General features: G+C 41.3%; 15 protein-coding genes and 1 pseudogene. 13 read left to right on the top strand and 3 right to left on the bottom strand.

Going from position 1 to position 16,996, the window contains the following annotated elements:
* Nucleotides 1–118: 118 nt before the first annotated feature.
* The 11 genes from F991_RS15265 to F991_RS15215 all read left to right on the top strand — a co-directional run bounded on the left by F991_RS15265 (nt 119) and on the right by F991_RS15215 (nt 11,314).
* Entirely contained in the window at nt 119–1,147 is a 1,029-nt protein-coding gene (locus tag F991_RS15265) for a PilW family protein (protein WP_265588204.1), read from the top strand.
* Between the two features lie 2 nt (nt 1,148–1,149).
* A complete protein-coding gene (locus F991_RS15260; protein WP_004673140.1) occupies nt 1,150–1,884 on the top strand; it encodes a pilus assembly PilX family protein in 735 nt (244 codons plus the stop codon).
* Between the two features lie 13 nt (nt 1,885–1,897).
* The gene (locus F991_RS15255; protein WP_004673139.1) at nt 1,898–6,136 is read left to right on the top strand and encodes a PilC/PilY family type IV pilus protein; all 4,239 of its coding nucleotides are present in this window, start codon (nt 1,898–1,900) and stop codon (nt 6,134–6,136) included.
* Nucleotides 6,120–6,599 carry a type IV pilin protein gene (locus tag F991_RS15250; RefSeq protein ID WP_004673137.1) on the top strand — a complete coding sequence of 160 codons (480 nt, stop codon included), beginning with the start codon at nt 6,120–6,122 and terminating at the stop codon, nt 6,597–6,599. Before F991_RS15255 ends, F991_RS15250 begins: the two co-directional genes overlap by 17 nt.
* Nucleotides 6,600–6,764: 165 nt before the next feature.
* Nucleotides 6,765–7,022 carry a 30S ribosomal protein S16 gene (rpsP, locus tag F991_RS15245; protein WP_165382351.1) on the top strand — a complete coding sequence of 86 codons (258 nt, stop codon included), beginning with the start codon at nt 6,765–6,767 and terminating at the stop codon, nt 7,020–7,022.
* 24 nt (nt 7,023–7,046) lie between these two features.
* Nucleotides 7,047–7,595, top strand: a complete 549-nt coding sequence (gene rimM, locus F991_RS15240; protein WP_004673135.1) for a ribosome maturation factor RimM — start codon at nt 7,047–7,049, stop codon at nt 7,593–7,595.
* A 45-nt stretch (nt 7,596–7,640) separates the two neighbouring features.
* A complete protein-coding gene (gene trmD / locus F991_RS15235) occupies nt 7,641–8,381 on the top strand; it encodes a tRNA (guanosine(37)-N1)-methyltransferase TrmD (RefSeq protein WP_004673133.1) in 741 nt (246 codons plus the stop codon).
* A gap of 137 nt (nt 8,382–8,518) precedes the next feature.
* A complete protein-coding gene (rplS, locus tag F991_RS15230) occupies nt 8,519–8,890 on the top strand; it encodes a 50S ribosomal protein L19 (RefSeq protein ID WP_004673132.1) in 372 nt (123 codons plus the stop codon).
* Between the two features lie 148 nt (nt 8,891–9,038).
* Nucleotides 9,039–9,932 carry a tRNA pseudouridine(55) synthase TruB gene (gene truB / locus F991_RS15225; RefSeq protein WP_004673131.1) on the top strand — a complete coding sequence of 298 codons (894 nt, stop codon included), beginning with the start codon at nt 9,039–9,041 and terminating at the stop codon, nt 9,930–9,932.
* An 11-nt stretch (nt 9,933–9,943) separates the two neighbouring features.
* Nucleotides 9,944–10,714, top strand: coding sequence for a sulfite exporter TauE/SafE family protein (locus tag F991_RS15220; protein WP_004673130.1), 771 nt, complete (start codon nt 9,944–9,946; stop codon nt 10,712–10,714).
* A 153-nt stretch (nt 10,715–10,867) separates the two neighbouring features.
* Entirely contained in the window at nt 10,868–11,314 is a 447-nt protein-coding gene (locus F991_RS15215; RefSeq protein WP_004673129.1) for a hemerythrin domain-containing protein, read from the top strand.
* A gap of 22 nt (nt 11,315–11,336) precedes the next feature.
* Here the strand turns inward: F991_RS15215 and F991_RS15210 are convergent.
* A pseudogene (locus F991_RS15210) lies at nt 11,337–12,200 on the bottom strand (EamA family transporter).
* 92 nt (nt 12,201–12,292) lie between these two features.
* Nucleotides 12,293–13,174: an EamA family transporter gene (locus tag F991_RS15205; protein ID WP_004673125.1), complete on the bottom strand. Its 882-nt coding sequence runs from the start codon at nt 13,172–13,174 to the stop codon at nt 12,293–12,295.
* Between the two features lie 435 nt (nt 13,175–13,609).
* Here F991_RS15205 and F991_RS15200 point away from each other — a divergent pair, with 435 nt between their 5' ends.
* Nucleotides 13,610–14,434, top strand: a complete 825-nt coding sequence (locus tag F991_RS15200) for a M23 family metallopeptidase (protein WP_004673123.1) — start codon at nt 13,610–13,612, stop codon at nt 14,432–14,434.
* A gap of 168 nt (nt 14,435–14,602) precedes the next feature.
* A complete protein-coding gene (locus tag F991_RS15195) occupies nt 14,603–15,481 on the top strand; it encodes a M23 family metallopeptidase (RefSeq protein ID WP_004673122.1) in 879 nt (292 codons plus the stop codon).
* Nucleotides 15,482–15,534: 53 nt separating this feature from the next.
* On the opposite strand, the gene serA is transcribed toward F991_RS15195, so the two are convergent.
* Nucleotides 15,535–16,767: a phosphoglycerate dehydrogenase gene (serA, locus tag F991_RS15190; RefSeq protein WP_004673121.1), complete on the bottom strand. Its 1,233-nt coding sequence runs from the start codon at nt 16,765–16,767 to the stop codon at nt 15,535–15,537.
* Nucleotides 16,768–16,996: the final 229 nt, after the last annotated feature.

The following is a 16,996-nucleotide window of genomic DNA, read 5'->3' as shown; positions in this document are numbered from 1 at the left end:
TAGCTCTCCGTCTTGCGCTCGGAACCCTCGTACTCAAAGCATAGCTTCTCGCCTTGCGCCATCGGTTCACTTCGAGCATAGATCTCCGTCTTGCGCTCGGAACCCTCGTACTCAAAGCATAGCTTCTCATCTTGCGACCCGACCGAGCGGTGCTCGGTTTCATCGGGTCTCAGGATTTACCTTGATCGAACTCATGATTTCACTTGCGTTAGGCCTGATTATTGTTGCCGCCGCAATCCAGCTTTTTATTACAGGGGTAACCAGTTATAAGCTGCAAAAAGCGATGTCACATATTCAGGACAGTGCAAGTTTTGGCTTGAACTTTATTATTGATGATGTTCGTAAAGCTAATTTAAGCTCCCCAATCCCCGCTGTTAACGATCAAATTGCTTATTCTGGAATTATCCTGACATCGAATAATGTAGGGTCAAAAATCAATTTAAACTGTGCAACCTGTTTCTCTGATAATAAGTTAACGAGTTTTGGCAACGCGAATGTAGCAGGGTTAACCAATGACCAACTCCTAATTCGTTATCAGGCACCACAAGGGGGTTTTGATTGTTCTGGAAATACATTAGCAAAAGATACATTTGTGGTGCAAAGGTATTATGTGGGTTCAACTTCAACAGATTTGCGTCAATCGTTGCGCTGTCAGGCAGCCCAATATACACAAGCGCAACTTGATCTCCTCAGTGAAACAGATCCGCCGTTATCATTAGACTGGCAAGATAGTCAGGTTATTTTGCCGAATGTTGATTTTTTTCAGGTTCGTTTAGGCTATATCGATGGCGAACTGGATAATGCCGATAGCACACTCGCTTATACAGATATCAAAAACTATATGGCTTTGAGTGCTAAAAATAAAAATATTGATGGGGTAATACAACCGGTACGCCCACATGTTCATGCGATTCAACTTGGTGTATTGGTCCAATCAGCGGATACCGCTGGTAGTCAAAGCATTATCAAAGAAAGAAATAAAGAACCATTTCAGGTGCTCGGTACCAAAGTAACACTCACACCCACATATCAAGATACTCGTTTACGCCAAGTGGTTGATCAAACAGTCTCGCTTAGAAATGCGATGGGTTGGGTGACTGAAGGTTGCGATAGTAGTGCAGGGTCAACATGTACAGGGGGGGCTTGAATATGATTCAGTATGAAAAAGGTTCAACGCTTATCATTGTGTTGATGATCGTATTGATGATTACGATTATAGGAACGCTTGCGATTCGTCAGAGTATTAGCTCATTGAAATTGGTGAGTAATAATCAAATGCAAACCTTGTTATTGCAAAACTCTGATGCTGCTCTGATGGCTTTTCAGGATCCTGCATTTCGACCGCATATTACCGCTACAAATGGAATTGTTGGATTTTTTAGAAATGAAAATCATAGAGAAGCTGAATTGGTGTTTTGTTTTTCAGGGGCTGAGCCATTTCAATTAAGTAATGCAAGTTATCGTCTAAATAGCTCATCTTTCTTGAACATGGCAACGGGTGGCGGAGCATGTAATAAAGATTCAGTATCTGGTGGCCGTTCGGCAGTGGTAACGCAGGTTTATATTAAACGAGAAACAGAAGATGTATCAGTACCATTTGCTGACCTTGCTCGTGGGACTGAAAGCTTAGGAGCAAAAACTGAAAACAACATCCGTTTACGTGTCTATGTAGTATCGGTGATGAAAGGGTTGTTGTTCGATCCAAATAAGACGCTCTTTTTGGGGAGTACGGATACTAAACAAGGCTGTTTAACCAAAAGTATAGATAATGACGGTACAAATGAAGTGGCTGACTGCTTAAAGAATAATGAAGAAAGCCTTTTGTATAATATGCAAGTAGCAGAATATCGCTTCTTATCTGACTTTGAACCATCAGGTTCATAAGGGAGAAAGGGTCATGAATAATAATAAAATGAAAAAACTAACAAAACGTGAGCGTAAGCAAAAAAATAGAACAAAAGGGTTGTTGTTGAGTTGCACGGTATTGTCGAGTTTTTTAGTGCTATCTTCAGTTGCATCTGCAAGCGATATTGAGATTTATCAGCAAAATAATAGTAGTAATACGATTATGTTGATGGTGGACTTATCCCAAAGTATGGGAGCTGATCCAATTGCAGATTTACAGCGTGACTATCCATTGTGTTTAAGTGGCAGTCTACTTGGCAATGTCACCAGTTTATTGGGCAGTATCGCAACCGTTGATCTTAATTTATTAGGCTTGGTGAAATTAGATACTGGTGCGCCAACAGATCCACATTCTTGTTACATTCCTTCATTGCTGGTAACGCAAATTTTAGAAGGTGTTGATGGTATTACCAATCCTATTTTAGGTGCAGATTTACTCGGCTTGAGAGGATCTGTGCAGTATATTAAAGACAGTTGTGAGCTGGTTGAGAATCCACCGTTGGCAATTGCAGGCCCAGCTTATCGTTGTTACAACCGTTTGTACCGTGTTAAACAAGCAATCCATGATGTGATTGACGGTAACTCAGGAAAAGGGATTGATGCTTTACCTGATAACGTTTCTGTAGGTCTGTCTGTTTTTCCAGCCATGAATCAATCAGGCACTGGAAAAAATGAGTTGGCAGGTATGATTGCCGTTGAAGCAAAACCACTTGATGCCGCGCAACGTGCCAAAATTAAAGCAAAAATAAGTGAAGTGAGCAGTGTCGATCCCACGGCTAGTATTACCACAAAAGTGAATGAGCTGGTTGGAAAACTCTTGGCACTTGATCTTGTGGGGTTGCTTGTTGGTGCTTTAGGTACGATTCCGACTTTAATTAATGATTTAAAAAACCTAGCTGGCTTAAGTACACCGACAGCCACAGCCTATGCTGAAACAGGTGCTTATTTACTCAGTAATACCACTAAAGGTACTGGGATTGTTGAAGTCGGTCGTGCAAGAAAAATAGAAATAAGCCTTTTAGGTATTGGATTGATAAAATTAGGGGAGTATCAAGAATGTAGTACACTTGATGAGGTAGGAAAGTGTGTTAACTGGTCGGCTCCTTTTAGGGATAGTAGTTTATTAGGTCTAGGCGGAAATGCGCCTGGTTGGTATAAAAATCAATGTACATCAACAACAAATAGTACAAATTGCCATGATTTACCTACGACTGGTACATCTTTGATTGGTTTAGAACTCAATCAATGGAAATCTTTCTATCGTTATAATGGAAATCTTCAGTATGCATCTGCATATAGTGGTTTCCCTGTATCTACCGCTGCTAGTAAATCTGGCAATCGTTATGTCGGACCGCCAGCAACGAGTGCTGAGTGTAGTGCTAAAGGTTTATATGTTTTGACAGGCAGTGTCCCAGATTTAAATCCAAATTTACTCGATGGGTTATTAGGAGGGACAACAAGAGAGCCATTTAACGCCAGCAATAATCCTGTTCGTAAATTAATGAGTCGATCATTAGACCCATCCAGTAATACCGTTTTTAATTGTGGCACTGTTCCGAGTGGCTGGACAAATGGTTCATCATCCGCGACTTGGAACTGTATTGCAAACTATGCAGGCATTCTAAAAGAAGGTACTTATAATAATGGTGTTGGTATAAAAACAGGTGTTGGCGGGATCGGCCGCGACTTTGCCCATATTCCAAATGCAAAAACATCAGAGGAATTAGGGACGATTCAAGCACCGAAAACCGTTTTATCAAGCCTACTACAACCTGTAGCAAATATTGTAAAAGCATTAAATCCCGTTCTATCGTTACTTGGTTTAGGGGATTTAATTGAAAAGCTTAATAAAATACTCAATAACGTACTGCCTGTACCATTAGATCAAGCTGCTTATAATGCAGATGTTGCAAACTTGGCACGTTGGGGAGTGCATGGAGGCGGTGGTTGGTATCAACTATCTAGTGCTCAAAGTATTGCTGAGGGGATTTTGGATTTTAACCAAAGCCTTGTCGAAATGGAGTCCGATCCAATTGGTTTGCAAACTCTTCCTGCTGATCCGCTTACCCCATATCGTATGAGCAATGATGTCTATAAAAGTATGTTTGAACCGACCGAAAAAGCCAGTTGGTTGGGGAACTTCAAAAAATATTATACCCAAGATGATAATTCTGTTTATAAGCTTAAAGATGCGTGGAGTACAAGTGCACCTAGTTATGATGTAAAAGATTGGAATAAAGGTGGTCTGCTCGCCAAACTTGAGGATTTAAGTACCACTGAAAATACTACGGGACGTACCTTATTGATTAACCGTGATTGTGAAAATGATGGTCAGGGTAATATTCGATTTACTGCTACACGTCAACTTAAAGCCATTGATAATCATTATTTAGATACTTCAAATCAAAGTCGCTGTGTGCTTGATCCAAATAAGCGAGATAATGTGAAGGATGAAGATTATTATCTTATGAGTTTATTGGGTTACAAGTTAGAGAAGGGTGCGACCGCAAATGATCTAACTGAAGCCAATCGTAGTAATTGGCAAGTGGGAATGAATCTACATTCTACGCCAATAAAATTGATCCAAGAAGCGACTTTTGACGCAAATGGTGATGTTGTAGAGGATACTCGAAAAGATTATATGTTGTTTGGTACAACACAGGGTTTACTTCATGTAGTTGATGCTGAAACTGGAAAAGAGCAGTTTGCTTTTGTTCCAAATGAAATGCTTGAAAATAGCCGACAAAGGAATGCCTTCTTAAAAGAAAAAACAGGCTTAAAAGCCAATATGGCATACGGCATAGATGGGGCTTGGACCTTATATAGTGAATATGTCTATGGCATGAAAAAAGCGAGTAACGGGAGCAGTAAAGTTATAGCTACCGTTGGTTCAATAGACTCATCAAATAGTAAAGCGCCAAAGGGAAAACAAATTGCTTATGGTGGTTTACGTATGGGTGGACGGAGTTACTATGCACTTGACTTGGTGAGTTTAAATACTCCGAAACTTAAATTTCATATTGATCCTGACCATAAACGCATCATTAATCAAGATACGATTATAGATGATACGAATACACAAACAGCTTTAAGTCAAATGGGGCAGAGCTGGTCAAAACCGACCATTACTCAGGTCGCATGGAATGGTAAGCTGAAACGCGTCATGATCGTCGGTGGTGGTTATGACGCTCGGTATGAAGATCAAAACTATACACACCAAGCAAATGAAAAAGGTGCTGGTATATATATGTTTGATGCTGAAAATGGCGCGCTTTTATGGTGGGCCAGTGCCAATGCTGCCAGTAGTTTAAAGATTGAAGCCATGAAATATAGTGTGGTGAGCCGGATTAATACCGCAGACCGTAATGGCGATGGTTTGACAGATCATCTTTATTTTGGAGATTTGGGTGGACAGGTTTGGCGGATAGATTTTGATTCGAAGTTAGGTGTGGGCAATAACGCTGGATTTGCTCGCCTTATATTTACAAATTCAAAAGAGCGTTTTTATGAAGCGCCTAATTTTAGTGTATATGGTTATGAACAACCCCGTGTAGTGATTAGCATTGCTTCAGGAAACCGTAGCCTTCCATTTAGTGATAAAAGTTCAACCAGTACGATTTATAATCTTTTTGATCGAGAAGTGATTCATCCTAATTTTAAATTTGCAGCCCGAAGTACCACAGCAAAATTTTTATTAAGCGATTTAAAAGAAATGAAAGTCGCTGATTTAAATGGTGCAGCTTTAACGCTAGCTGATCTACAAGCTTCAGGTAATAAGCGAGTGCAAAATGGTTGGTATGTATCTGCTGAAACAGTGATTGGCAAGCAACTTGATCAAAATGGTAATGAAAAACCGATAACCAATACCGCGGCGAGTAAGGTGTTGGGTGAAATGGTGGTGATGAATAAAAGCTTATATGCCAGTGTTTATAATCCGAACGGTACAACTGATGGTTGTCGGGTACAAGCACAAGGTATTACTACGGTTCAACGTTACTGTTTACCTTTTGGTATTTGTGAGCAGAATGTTACCGAAATGAGCTTTGGCGCAGGGCGAGGTATTGTTGATGTTATGGCGGGTGTTGGTACTGGACTCGACAAGAAAAATGAGGCAACACGCCAAATTTTAAACCCAAATGCCAAAGATAGCATCGTGGGTGGCAATGCAATGCCAATCAACACCATGCGCCGTCAAATCGTGCCACTCAAATGGTATGAAAGCAATGAATAAACAATCGGCATTTACACTCATTGAACTGATGGTCACTGTCGCTATCATTGCTATTTTGGCAGCGATAGCGATCCCTAGCTATGACATTTATATACGCCGTGCAGATCTATCAACGGCACAACAAGAGATGCATAAAGTCGCAGCTCTATTAGAAAAACATCGGACACGTAACTTTAGTTATGATGGTTTCGTATTGAAAGGAACCTCTACAAATAAAGGACCTTACTTCGATGTTCCGAATGCAACCAATACAACTTTGCTGATTCCGTTGGATACGACAACTGGAAAGCAAAAATTTATATTGAATTTGAACCTAAATTCACAGGCTTGGTCACTCAAAGCCGAAAGCCAAAGTCCCCGTAATTATTCCTTATTATTCACCAGTACGGGCATAAAATGTAAAACCAAAACCACGGCCAATATTACCAATCAGAGTTGTGGTACAGAATCAGAAGATTGGTAATGAATTTGGATTTCAATCATTTAAATTCAAAGCTGCGGATAACTTAATATTTGATCTTTCTTTCAGTGTAAATTTAACGTAGAATGTCGCCCTCTATTAAAGGGGTTTGAAATGCTGCCGATGGTCGGCGCAGGGATAATCCGTAAAAACTATAAGGTTGTTCTCATGGTTGTTATTCGTTTAGCGCGCGGTGGTGCAAAAAAACGTCCGTTCTATCAAATTATTGTGACTGATAGCCGCAATGCGCGTGATGGTCGTTTCATCGAGCGTATTGGTTTCTTTAACCCAACTGCACAAGGTCAAGCGGAAAAACTTCGTTTAGATGCTGATCGTTTTGCACACTGGGTTGCTCAAGGCGCTCAACCTTCAGAGCGTGTTGCTTCTTTAGCTGCTCAAGCTAAGAAAGCTGTAGCTGCTGCATAACATTTGTATTGTAGTAGGTAACCCATGACACCAATACAGAATGTACCAGAAGATCGTATTCAGATTGGACAGTTACGTTCAGCTTATGGATTAAATGGGTGGCTCTGGGTGTATTCAAATACTGAACCTATGAGCAATATGTTTGACTACCTTCCTTGGTACATTGAGACCAAGGCAGGTTGGCAAACAATCGATGTAAAACGTTGGAAACCACATGGCAAAGGCTTGGTTGTTGCGTTAAAAGGTGTAAATGATCGCACTGGCGCAGAAAACTTAGTTGGCGTGGATATCTGGATTGCCAAATCACAGCTTCCAAAAGCGGATGTGAACGAGTATTACTGGTCTGATCTTAAAGGCTTAACCGTGTTCGGTTTGGATGATGAAGAGCAGGAAGTTAATCTCGGTCAAATCTATGAGCTGTTTGAAACGGGTGCCAATGAAGTCATGGTTGTAAAAGCAACCCTTGACAGCGTTGACTCTGAGGAACGCATGATTCCTTGGCATAAAGATGTGGTACAACGCGTTGATCTTGAAGCTGGTCGTATTTACGTCAATTGGGGCGTAGATTACTAATCCTATAGAGGATAGTCGCGCAGCAGGATAATAAAGGAGTCTGCGGTGTTTTTTGCAGTCATCACATTATTTCCTGAGATGTTCGAAGCGATTACAGCATACGGGATTAGCGGGCGTGCATCGAAACGTGACATCGTGCAAGTCACTTGCATCAACCCACGAGATTTTGCTGAGGGCAACTACAAACGAGTGGATGAACGTCCATTTGGTGGTGGTCCTGGTATGGTGATGATGGCTGAGCCTTTGGCGAAAGCGATTTGCCATGCCAAACAACTCGCTACGCAAGCAGGCTGTGTTCATGCACCTGTGGTGTATATGTCACCGCAAGGGCAAACCTTAAATGAACAGGCAGTACAACAATTTGTCGACTATGATGGCTTGATTGTATTGTGTGGGCGTTATGAAGGGGTCGATGAACGTTTAATCCAGCATTATGTTGATCAAGAATGGTCAATTGGGGATTACGTTTTATCGGGTGGTGAACTGCCTGCGATGGTGTTATTAGACAGTATCATTCGTCGTTTGCCGAATGTGATGTCAGATGACCAGTCGGCAGTACAAGATTCTTTTGTGGATGGTTTATTGGATTGTCCACAATATACCAAGCCTGATCATTTCGAAGGTCTGGATGTTCCAGAGGTTTTAAAATCTGGACATCATGCCAATATCGAGAAATGGCGGTTTTTGCAGCGCTATCAACGGACTTTAGATCGCCGACCAGAGTTGGTGGAAAAAGTCGAGTTGACCAAGCAGCAAAAAAAATGGTTGCAAAGTTTAGATACTTAAAATTATTTAAGTATAAATAGGCTCTTTATTGACAGTCTGTCGTGAAGAGAAAGTTAAACGGGTCGATATGCGCTTTAGCCTCTATCCCCAGCGGTGTAAGAGACCTCTTCTCTCCCGCAATTATGGAGATTCCCACAATGAGTGGTAAACATCCTTTAGTTCAAGTAATTGAAAATGCACAGTTGAAAACTGATATCCCATCTTTTGCTCCAGGCGACACAGTTATTGTTTCGGTAAAAGTAAAAGAGGGTAACCGTGAACGTCTTCAGGCTTATGAAGGTGTTGTGATTGCGAAGAAAAACCGTGGTTTGAACTCAGCTTTCACTGTTCGTAAAATTTCTAGCGGTGTTGGCGTTGAGCGTGTTTTCCAAACTCACTCTCCAGTTGTTGCTAAAATTGAAGTGAAACGTCGTGGTGATGTACGTCGCGCGAAACTTTACTACCTACGCGGATTGACTGGTAAAGCTGCACGTATTCGTGAAAAGTTACCAGCTCGTAAACAAGGTTAATTTTAACGTTGTTTTAAAGCAAAAAAATGCGCCAATAGGCGCATTTTTTTATGCCAATAGGTCTTTATTTGCCTTGACCATGAGTTAAAGGTGCAACTTTTTCTAGATAGTTTTGCTAAAATGCATCTTTGTATTTTGACTCTTATTTATGAAAAAAAGTGCTTATCGTCATCTAAGTGGTGTGTTTTTATTAAATAAGCCTTTAGGAATCAGTTCAAACTCAGCATTGCAAAAAGTACGTCGACTGTTTAATGCTCAGAAAGCAGGGCACACAGGGTCTTTAGATCCTTTGGCGACGGGACTATTACCCATATGCTTGGGTGAAGCAACCAAGTTTTCACATTACTTACTCGATTCAAGCAAACGTTATCAAACTACAGTCAAATTGGGTCAAACGACCACGACAGGTGATGTCGAAGGTGAAATTCTCCAGCAGAGAGAAGTACCACATCTAACCTTAGAAAGCATTGAACAGGTATTGGCGCAATTTCGTGGTGATATTCAGCAAATTCCACCGATGTATTCCGCTTTAAAACGGGATGGGCGTCCGTTGTATGAGTTGGCGCGTCAAGGCATTGAGATTGAAAGAGAAGCACGTCCAGTCACGATTTATGACTTAACTTTGGTGAGCTTTACTGAAGATAGTCTGACTTTAGATGTGACTTGTTCAAAAGGGACTTATATCCGTGTGCTCGGTGAGGATATTGGTGAAGCCTTAGGTTGCGGTGGACATTTGACTCATTTGAATCGTATTCAAACAGGTCATTTTGAGATAAATCCAGACTACACCATTGAGTATTTGGAAAGCTTATCGCTAGAACAACGAGATGCTTTATTACTTCCCGTCTATGCACCTATTGCGCATTTTCCTAGAGTTCAGTTGCCAGAAGGACGTGAAAAGTATTTTGGCAATGGTCAGGAAAGTAATATTGAGCATGAGGCTGTTGCAGAAGTATTGGTGTTCGATGGCGAACGTTGTTTAGGTTTGGCTGAAATCACTGATAAGAAACGTCTAGTACCAAAACGCCTCTTGAATTTGTAGAGTAATCATCGATGGAATGGGAACTGATTCTGAGTCTGGTGTTCTTTGCGTTTTGTGCAGGAACCATTGATGCGGCTGTAGGCGGTGGAGGATTGATTCAAATTCCTGCCTTGATGGGGGCATTACCTCAGACAGCCCCAGCCACCATTTTCGGAACCAATAAATTGGCCTCGATTTGTGGTACAGCTTCAGCAGCCTTTTCATTTGTACGACGAGTTAAATTGAAGTGGCCGTTGTTGGTGGTTATTGCGATCTTTGCCTTTGTGAGCTCTTTTGCTGGTGCTGCATGTGTCTCGATGATTCCAACTCATATTTTAAGACCTTTCGTCTTGGTCATGCTGATCGTGATTGCGATTTATACTTTGATGAAAAAGCAGTTTGGCCAAGTCCATGTGGATCAACGCATCACACCAAAGTTACTGATTTTTGCTGCAATCGGTAGTCTTGCGATAGGCTTTTATGATGGGATTTTTGGCCCAGGAACGGGTAGTTTCTTTATTTTCTTCTTTATCCGTTTTTTACAGGTCGATTTTTTACATGCTTCAGCCCTGTCTAAAATCGGAAATTTTATGACCAATTTGGCAGCTTTGAGCTTTTTTGTTCCGACTGGGCATGTGTTATTTGGTTTAGGTTTGATGATGGCGGTAGCGAATATTGCGGGTTCATTATTGGGCGTTCGTTTGGCTTTAAAATATGGCAGTGGATTTATCCGTATCCTCTTTCTGATTTTGGTGAGTATCTTAATTTGTCGCTTGGGCTATCAGATTTTGGTTGCAGCTTGAATCTAAACGTTAAATTTTCACGACAAAAACATACTTAAATAGCACTGTATAAAAAAACGACACTTTCTATTATGAAAGATCAGCCAAGCACAACAACATGATAATGGATTTAAATCCTATGTTGATGATGTTAGCCAATCATAGAGGTGATCGATGAATATATTTGAAGCACTCCGAGAAAGTCATGAGCAACAACGTAGCCTAGCTCAGAAACTCATTGCGACCAGTGGTATGAGTGATGAACGAAAACAATTATTTAAATTATTAAAAAATGAATTATATGCTCATTCGGTTGCCGAGGATCGCTATTTATATATTCCATTGATGTTTGATGATGTGGGTTTAGGTATTACCCGACATGCTTTGGCAGAACACCATGAAATGGATGAATTGATCGAAAAACTAGAAGAAACAGATATGAGTAATCCGAGCTGGTTGGCAACTGCTAAACAGCTCAGTGAGACAGTTCATCATCACTTAAAAGAAGAAGAACATACATTTTTTCAACAGGCTGGGAAAATCCTCTCTGATCGCGAGAAAGAAAGCCTCGCTCAGAAATATTTAAAGGAATATGGTAAATATAAGGTCTCTGAAACTTAATATTCAGTGTTCCTTCACCATGTCACGGAACTTGTTTTTCCCCGCGTAAAGTTACACCGATGGATGCCGCCATAATACAAGCAAGTGCAACCCATTGAATCAAGCTGATTTGCTCATGCAGGATGACTAGGCCTGCCAAAGCAGCTAATGCGGGTGCTAGGCTGGTGAGCGTGCCATAGCTGAGTTTACTTAAGCGTTTGAGGGCCATTAAGTCGAGTGCATAAGGTATAGCTGTCGCTAGCACTGCAATGACTAAGGCTTTGCCCCAGTATTGGGTGTCAAGTAAGACTGGGGCGTTATTCCATAGACCAAAAGGCAATAGGATCAATGCCGATAAACCAATCGCAATGGTGAGCGCATGCATGCCGATATTTTGTTGCGCAACACGATGTCCATAATAAATATAAAAGGCCCAGAAAAATCCAGCACCGAGAGCACATGCTGCACCGATATAAGAAAAATTATCTTGATTGGCATCGTGCCACGGTACCATCAGTGCAATCCCTAATATTGCAAAAACCACCTAAATATAATCACTACGCTGTTTGATTGAGAGCAAGGCCAAACTCAAAGGTCCAATGAATTCCAAACCGACGGCAATCCCTTGGGGCAGTTTACCTAAAGAGGTATAAAACAAGATATTCATACAGCCCAAAGAAGCACTATAAAGCAATAGATCTCGCCATTTGAGTTGTTTGAGTTTGGATAAAATTGTCCATGAGCGGAACATGATTGCCACGATAATGGTCGCAAAGCAAAGCCTTAAAATCGTCACTGTCAGTGGGTCGAGTGTGGTGATCAGTTGCTTGGCAAATGAGGCACTAATCTGATAGGCAACCATGGATAAAACCATGTATAGCACTGCAACCAATTGAAGATTTTTCATGGCAGATCTACAAAATAAGTTTAAGAAAACCTAAACAACAGGCATGATGATCATACGCTCGGACAGGTACATTTTTATTGCAAAGCGGCATTTTATTTAACCTCTTTTTGTTGACGAGCACGTTGCATGGTAAAGGTACAACCAATTGAGGCGATGATGATGGTGGCAAGAGCGAGCCATTGATTCCACAATAGTTTTTCACCGAGAAATACAAATCCAGAAAGTGCGGCAACAGCAGGTTCTAGACTCATCAAAGTCCCAAAACTCAGTGGTGTTAGATTACGCAAAGCGATCATTTCCAATGAGAATGGCAAGGCACTGGCGAGAATAGCAAGCCCAATAAAATAATATAAATTGGGGAGTTCGAATACACGATCCATCGCTCCAGAAAAAGCAGCAAATGGCAGTAAACAGAGCATACCAATACTCATACCTAAACAAACGGTATGGTTGCCAGAAATGCCTGAGGGCTTCTGTCCTGCAATAATATACATGGCCCAACACGCACCTGCACTGACAGCAAAAAATACCCCCACCAAATCGAGACTTTGTTGCGCTTGTTGCATTGGGAACAATAACGCTAAGCCAAAAATCGCACAACCGACCCAGATAAAGTCATATTTTTGGCGAGCGTAGTAGAGCGCGACACTTAAAGGTCCAATAAATTCAAAGGCAACGGCAAGACCAAGCGGTAAACGTTCAAGCGATAAATAGAACAACCCATTCATACCTGCCAACGCAACACCATAACTCAGGATGGCTTTCCAGCGAACTGTACGAAAATCAATGGTCCAGATTTTAAAAATCACAGCCAAAATGAGTGCACCAAAACACAAGCGCATCGCGGAGACCGTTAATACCGGAAAACTCTGAAATAACATTTTGGCTAAAGAACCACTGCCTTGGACACAGATCATCGCAAGCATCAATAATGCTATGGCAGACAGCGGAGACTTTAGAATTGAGTTGGACATTTAATCAGCAATTGAGTTAGTGTAACTTTCACATAATAATTGAATTCTAACCAAAGATCTGGGTTGAGACGAGCAGAATTTTAGTTTATTGCGGCCTGAGGTTTTATACGCTCGTGGCTCTTGAATTAACTTTAATATTTTTTTAAATATTATTTGTTTGTGGACTTGGTTGATTGGCGCGAAATGCAGTTCCTTTTTGAGATTGGTTGCTCAGTAAATGCTGGAAAGTGTGGGTCATATAAATTTTTCTTAGCGTGCAATGGTCTGCTAATCGTGTGAATAGTCGCTTGAAAGCATGCAGTTCGTCTGATTCACAGACCAAATTTACGATTTGTCTGCTATAAAATTTTGGGGCAATCAAGACCCCGTACATCTTAATTAAAACGCTAAAAATGATAATGCTTTAAATGAAATAATAATGATGGAGACAATTAAATGTTAAAACTAAAACGAGCTTTTGCCATTGGTATAATGACATTCGTTCCTTTTGCAGCTTACGCAGCGCCTTCCTTCAAAGCCCCTTTCGCCTGTGGACAAACGTGGAGTTATAGCACCTACTCAGGTCATAATTATAATGCCTTGGACTGGGTACGATGGGATAATGGAGCAACTTCAGGTGCCGCCGTATTGGCTTCAGCAGGTGGAACAGTATCGGTAAGTTCTATTGGCTGGAATGGTGGTGCTGGCAATATGGTGGTGGTCAATCATGGCAACGGTTGGTCTACCCACTATTTTCATTTGAATAGTATTAATGTCAATGTCGGTGCTTCAATTGGTCAGGGTCATCAAATTGGTACGGTAGGAAGTACAGGGCAAAGTACGGGTGCGCATTTACACTTTGAACAGCGTCTGAATAATTCAGCGCAAAGCATTGTCATCAATGGCAAGTCACTGGCACCTTATCCATACAGTTACGGTCAAAGAGTCTTGACCAGTGATAATGGATGTGGTGGTACAACACCGCCGCCTCCACCAACTGGAAATAAATACTGGGTGGATACATGGGGCGATGCCAATGGTCGCTCTAGTCCGGGCGGTACGGTTACGGGCACTTTATACAAGGGCACACATTATACCTACTGTAAGGTTTGGGGGCCAAAAATCCAAAACGCGACAGGAACGCAATGGAATCATTGGTGGTTAAAAACCGATTTAGATGTGGGTCCAGCCAATCAGTGGGTTTCAGCTTTCATGCTGTCACGTTGGGGTAATGATGAAGCAAAAGATAATAATGGTACTGTGATTCCAAATTGTCCTTAATATTTAAGCGATCTAATGACAATGTGCTGTTCAATGGAACGGCATATCTAAAAAATAAAAAAACTGATCAATAAATCTCTTTCATGAATATTTAGTCTTTTATATTTTTCTCATCGGGAGAAATACAAAGGCTTTATGGAAGCAGTCCAATAATAAGGATAATAAACGATGTTTGAAATACAAATCCCGCCATTAATGACCAGCATTATTCTAAAAAATAGATATAAAACCATCGCCTGTGCAGTGCTTGCAATGGTTTCAACGCATTCTTTTTCTGCTGATCCATTACCGAATCGTCCTGCTTTCAAACTTCCTTTTCCCTGCGGTGCGCAAATCGAATTAAAAACCTATCAAGGGCATAATCCTGATGATAAAAAAATTGATATGTATCGTATGGGCATGTTTACAGGCAGTCCAATTACTGCATCGGCAGACGGTTTCGTCCATCAGACGTTCTATCCCGGTGGGATCGAAATTCGACATGGCAATGGTTGGTTTAGCACCTATATGCATATGAGTAGCCATGTGCCTGTTGGTACAACGGTTAAACAAGGTGATGTGGTGGGCTATATGGGAGATGTCGGATCACCCGGTATTCCTCATTTACATTATGAACAGTTATATGCACCGGGTCTGAATGATGCAGGCAATCAGCATATTGTGAACCCGATAGTCCAAGGTGAATGGTTATATATGGTACCAAACTCCCCTATAGTCAGAACCAGTGCAAACTGTCCGAATACAACACCGCCACCTCCACCGACTGGAAATAAATATTGGGTAGATACGTGGGGCGATGCCAATGGTCGTTCTAGCCCCGGAGGTACGGTTACTGGAACGCTGTATAAAGGTACGAGTTATGTTTACTGTAAGGTGTGGGGACCAAAAGTTCAGAATGCGACAGGCGCACAATGGAATCATTGGTGGTTAAAAACAGACTTAGATGTAGGTCCAACCAATCAATGGGTGTCTGCATTTATGCTGTCGCGTTGGGGCAATGATCAAGCCAAAGACAATAATGGGGTGGTGATTCCCAACTGTCCTTAAGACGTAGCAAAAAAAATCACAGCCAAAGCTGTGATTTTTTAAGTCAGCGTGTTTTAGAACAATACGCGAACGCGAATCGTACCTTCAACATGATTTAGGGTATCAAGTGCTTCTTGAGAAGCAGATGCATCGACATCCATAACGAGGTAGCCGATATCACCTTTGGTCATTAAAGACTGACCCGAAATGTTGATGCCTTGTTCTGCAAATAAGGTGTTGATCTTAGATAATACACCCGGAACGTTTTTATGGATGTGAAGCAAACGATGTTGACCATCAGAAAGTGGTAATGCGATTTCTGGGAAGTTAACCGCAGAAAGTGTCATACCTTTATCTGAATAAGAAACGAATTTTTCAGCAACTTCTAAACCAATGTTGGCTTGCGCTTCCATGGTAGAACCACCCACGTGTGGGGTTAAAATAACATTGTCTAAACCACGAAGCGGTGAAATAAACTCTTCGCCATTGGCTTTTGGCTCTTTAGGGAAGACGTCAACCGCGGCACCAGCAATGTGACCCGATTTAATCGCATCAGCTAAATCTTCGATAATCACACATGTTCCACGTGCAGCATTAATAAAGATTGAACCTTGTTTCATTTTCGCAAATTGTTCTTTCTTGAAGAAATTACGCGTTGATGGAACATCTGGAACGTGTAAAGAAACCACATCAGCAGTCGCTAACAACTCATCCATAGAACCCACTTGACGTGCATTACCTAGAGGTAATTTGGTCACAGCATCAAAGTAGATCACTTTCATACCCAAGCTTTCAGCTAAAACAGAAAGTTGTGAACCGATTGAACCGTAACCAACGATACCTAAAGTCTTGCCACGTGTTTCAAAAGAACCAACTGCCGCTTTGTTCCAGCCGCCTGCGTGGGTATCTTTTGATTTTTCAGGAACGCGACGAAGTAATAAAATTGCTTCTGCTAGAACCAATTCAGCCACTGAACGTGTATTTGAATACGGTGCGTTGAAAACAGGGATACCGCGAGACATCGCTGCTTTTAAATCGACTTGGTTGGTACCGATACAGAAACAACCTACCGCAATCAATTTATTCGCTGCTTCAAAGATCTCTTCAGTCAATTGAGTACGCGAACGAATACCAATAAAGTGAGCATCTTTGACCGCTTCTTTTAAAGCATCGCCTTCAAGTGCAGTTTTGTGGTAATCGATATTGGTATAACCCGCAGCGTTTAAAGTATCGATGGCATTTTGATGAACGCCCTCTAACAATAGAAAACGGATTTTATCTTTAGGGAGTGATAGATGTTGGCTCATAACGGCTCTACGCTATATCAGGTCGAATTTAAATCGCCGTATCATACCATGTTTGATCAAAATGAGGGCGATTTCATTGCAAATTCCAGCGTGGAAATACTGATCATTTTCCATGGAAATGTTGATTGATTTTCAGGATTGACCGTGTCTTATGACAGTATCTTGATGCAATGCTTTATCCAATGCTCGCTTCTATGTAAAATGTAGTTATCTGATGGTCAAACCTAGA

This window comes from Acinetobacter sp. CIP-A165 (assembly GCF_000367985.1).
Classification (GTDB): Bacteria; Pseudomonadota; Gammaproteobacteria; order Pseudomonadales; family Moraxellaceae; genus Acinetobacter.
Note: the sequence above shows the minus strand (reverse complement) of the source record. Positions and strands in the feature narration are given on the sequence as shown.

What these genes read in the sequence shown, in the direction of transcription:
- F991_RS15260 (WP_004673140.1), top strand. Translation starts at nt 1,150, where the DNA reads ATGATTCAGTATGAAAAAGGTTCAACGCTTATCATTGTGTTGATGATC.
- F991_RS15255 (WP_004673139.1), top strand. Translation starts at nt 1,898, where the DNA reads ATGAATAATAATAAAATGAAAAAACTAACAAAACGTGAGCGTAAGCAA.
- F991_RS15250 (WP_004673137.1), top strand. Translation starts at nt 6,120, where the DNA reads ATGAAAGCAATGAATAAACAATCGGCATTTACACTCATTGAACTGATG.
- rpsP (WP_165382351.1), top strand. Translation starts at nt 6,765, where the DNA reads ATGGTTGTTATTCGTTTAGCGCGCGGTGGTGCAAAAAAACGTCCGTTC.
- rimM (WP_004673135.1), top strand. Translation starts at nt 7,047, where the DNA reads ATGACACCAATACAGAATGTACCAGAAGATCGTATTCAGATTGGACAG.
- rplS (WP_004673132.1), top strand. Translation starts at nt 8,519, where the DNA reads ATGAGTGGTAAACATCCTTTAGTTCAAGTAATTGAAAATGCACAGTTG.
- truB (WP_004673131.1), top strand. Translation starts at nt 9,039, where the DNA reads ATGAAAAAAAGTGCTTATCGTCATCTAAGTGGTGTGTTTTTATTAAAT.
- F991_RS15220 (WP_004673130.1), top strand. Translation starts at nt 9,944, where the DNA reads ATGGAATGGGAACTGATTCTGAGTCTGGTGTTCTTTGCGTTTTGTGCA.
- F991_RS15215 (WP_004673129.1), top strand. Translation starts at nt 10,868, where the DNA reads ATGAATATATTTGAAGCACTCCGAGAAAGTCATGAGCAACAACGTAGC.
- F991_RS15205 (WP_004673125.1), bottom strand. Translation starts at nt 13,174, where the DNA reads ATGTCCAACTCAATTCTAAAGTCTCCGCTGTCTGCCATAGCATTATTG.
- F991_RS15200 (WP_004673123.1), top strand. Translation starts at nt 13,610, where the DNA reads ATGTTAAAACTAAAACGAGCTTTTGCCATTGGTATAATGACATTCGTT.
- F991_RS15195 (WP_004673122.1), top strand. Translation starts at nt 14,603, where the DNA reads ATGTTTGAAATACAAATCCCGCCATTAATGACCAGCATTATTCTAAAA.
- serA (WP_004673121.1), bottom strand. Translation starts at nt 16,767, where the DNA reads ATGAGCCAACATCTATCACTCCCTAAAGATAAAATCCGTTTTCTATTG.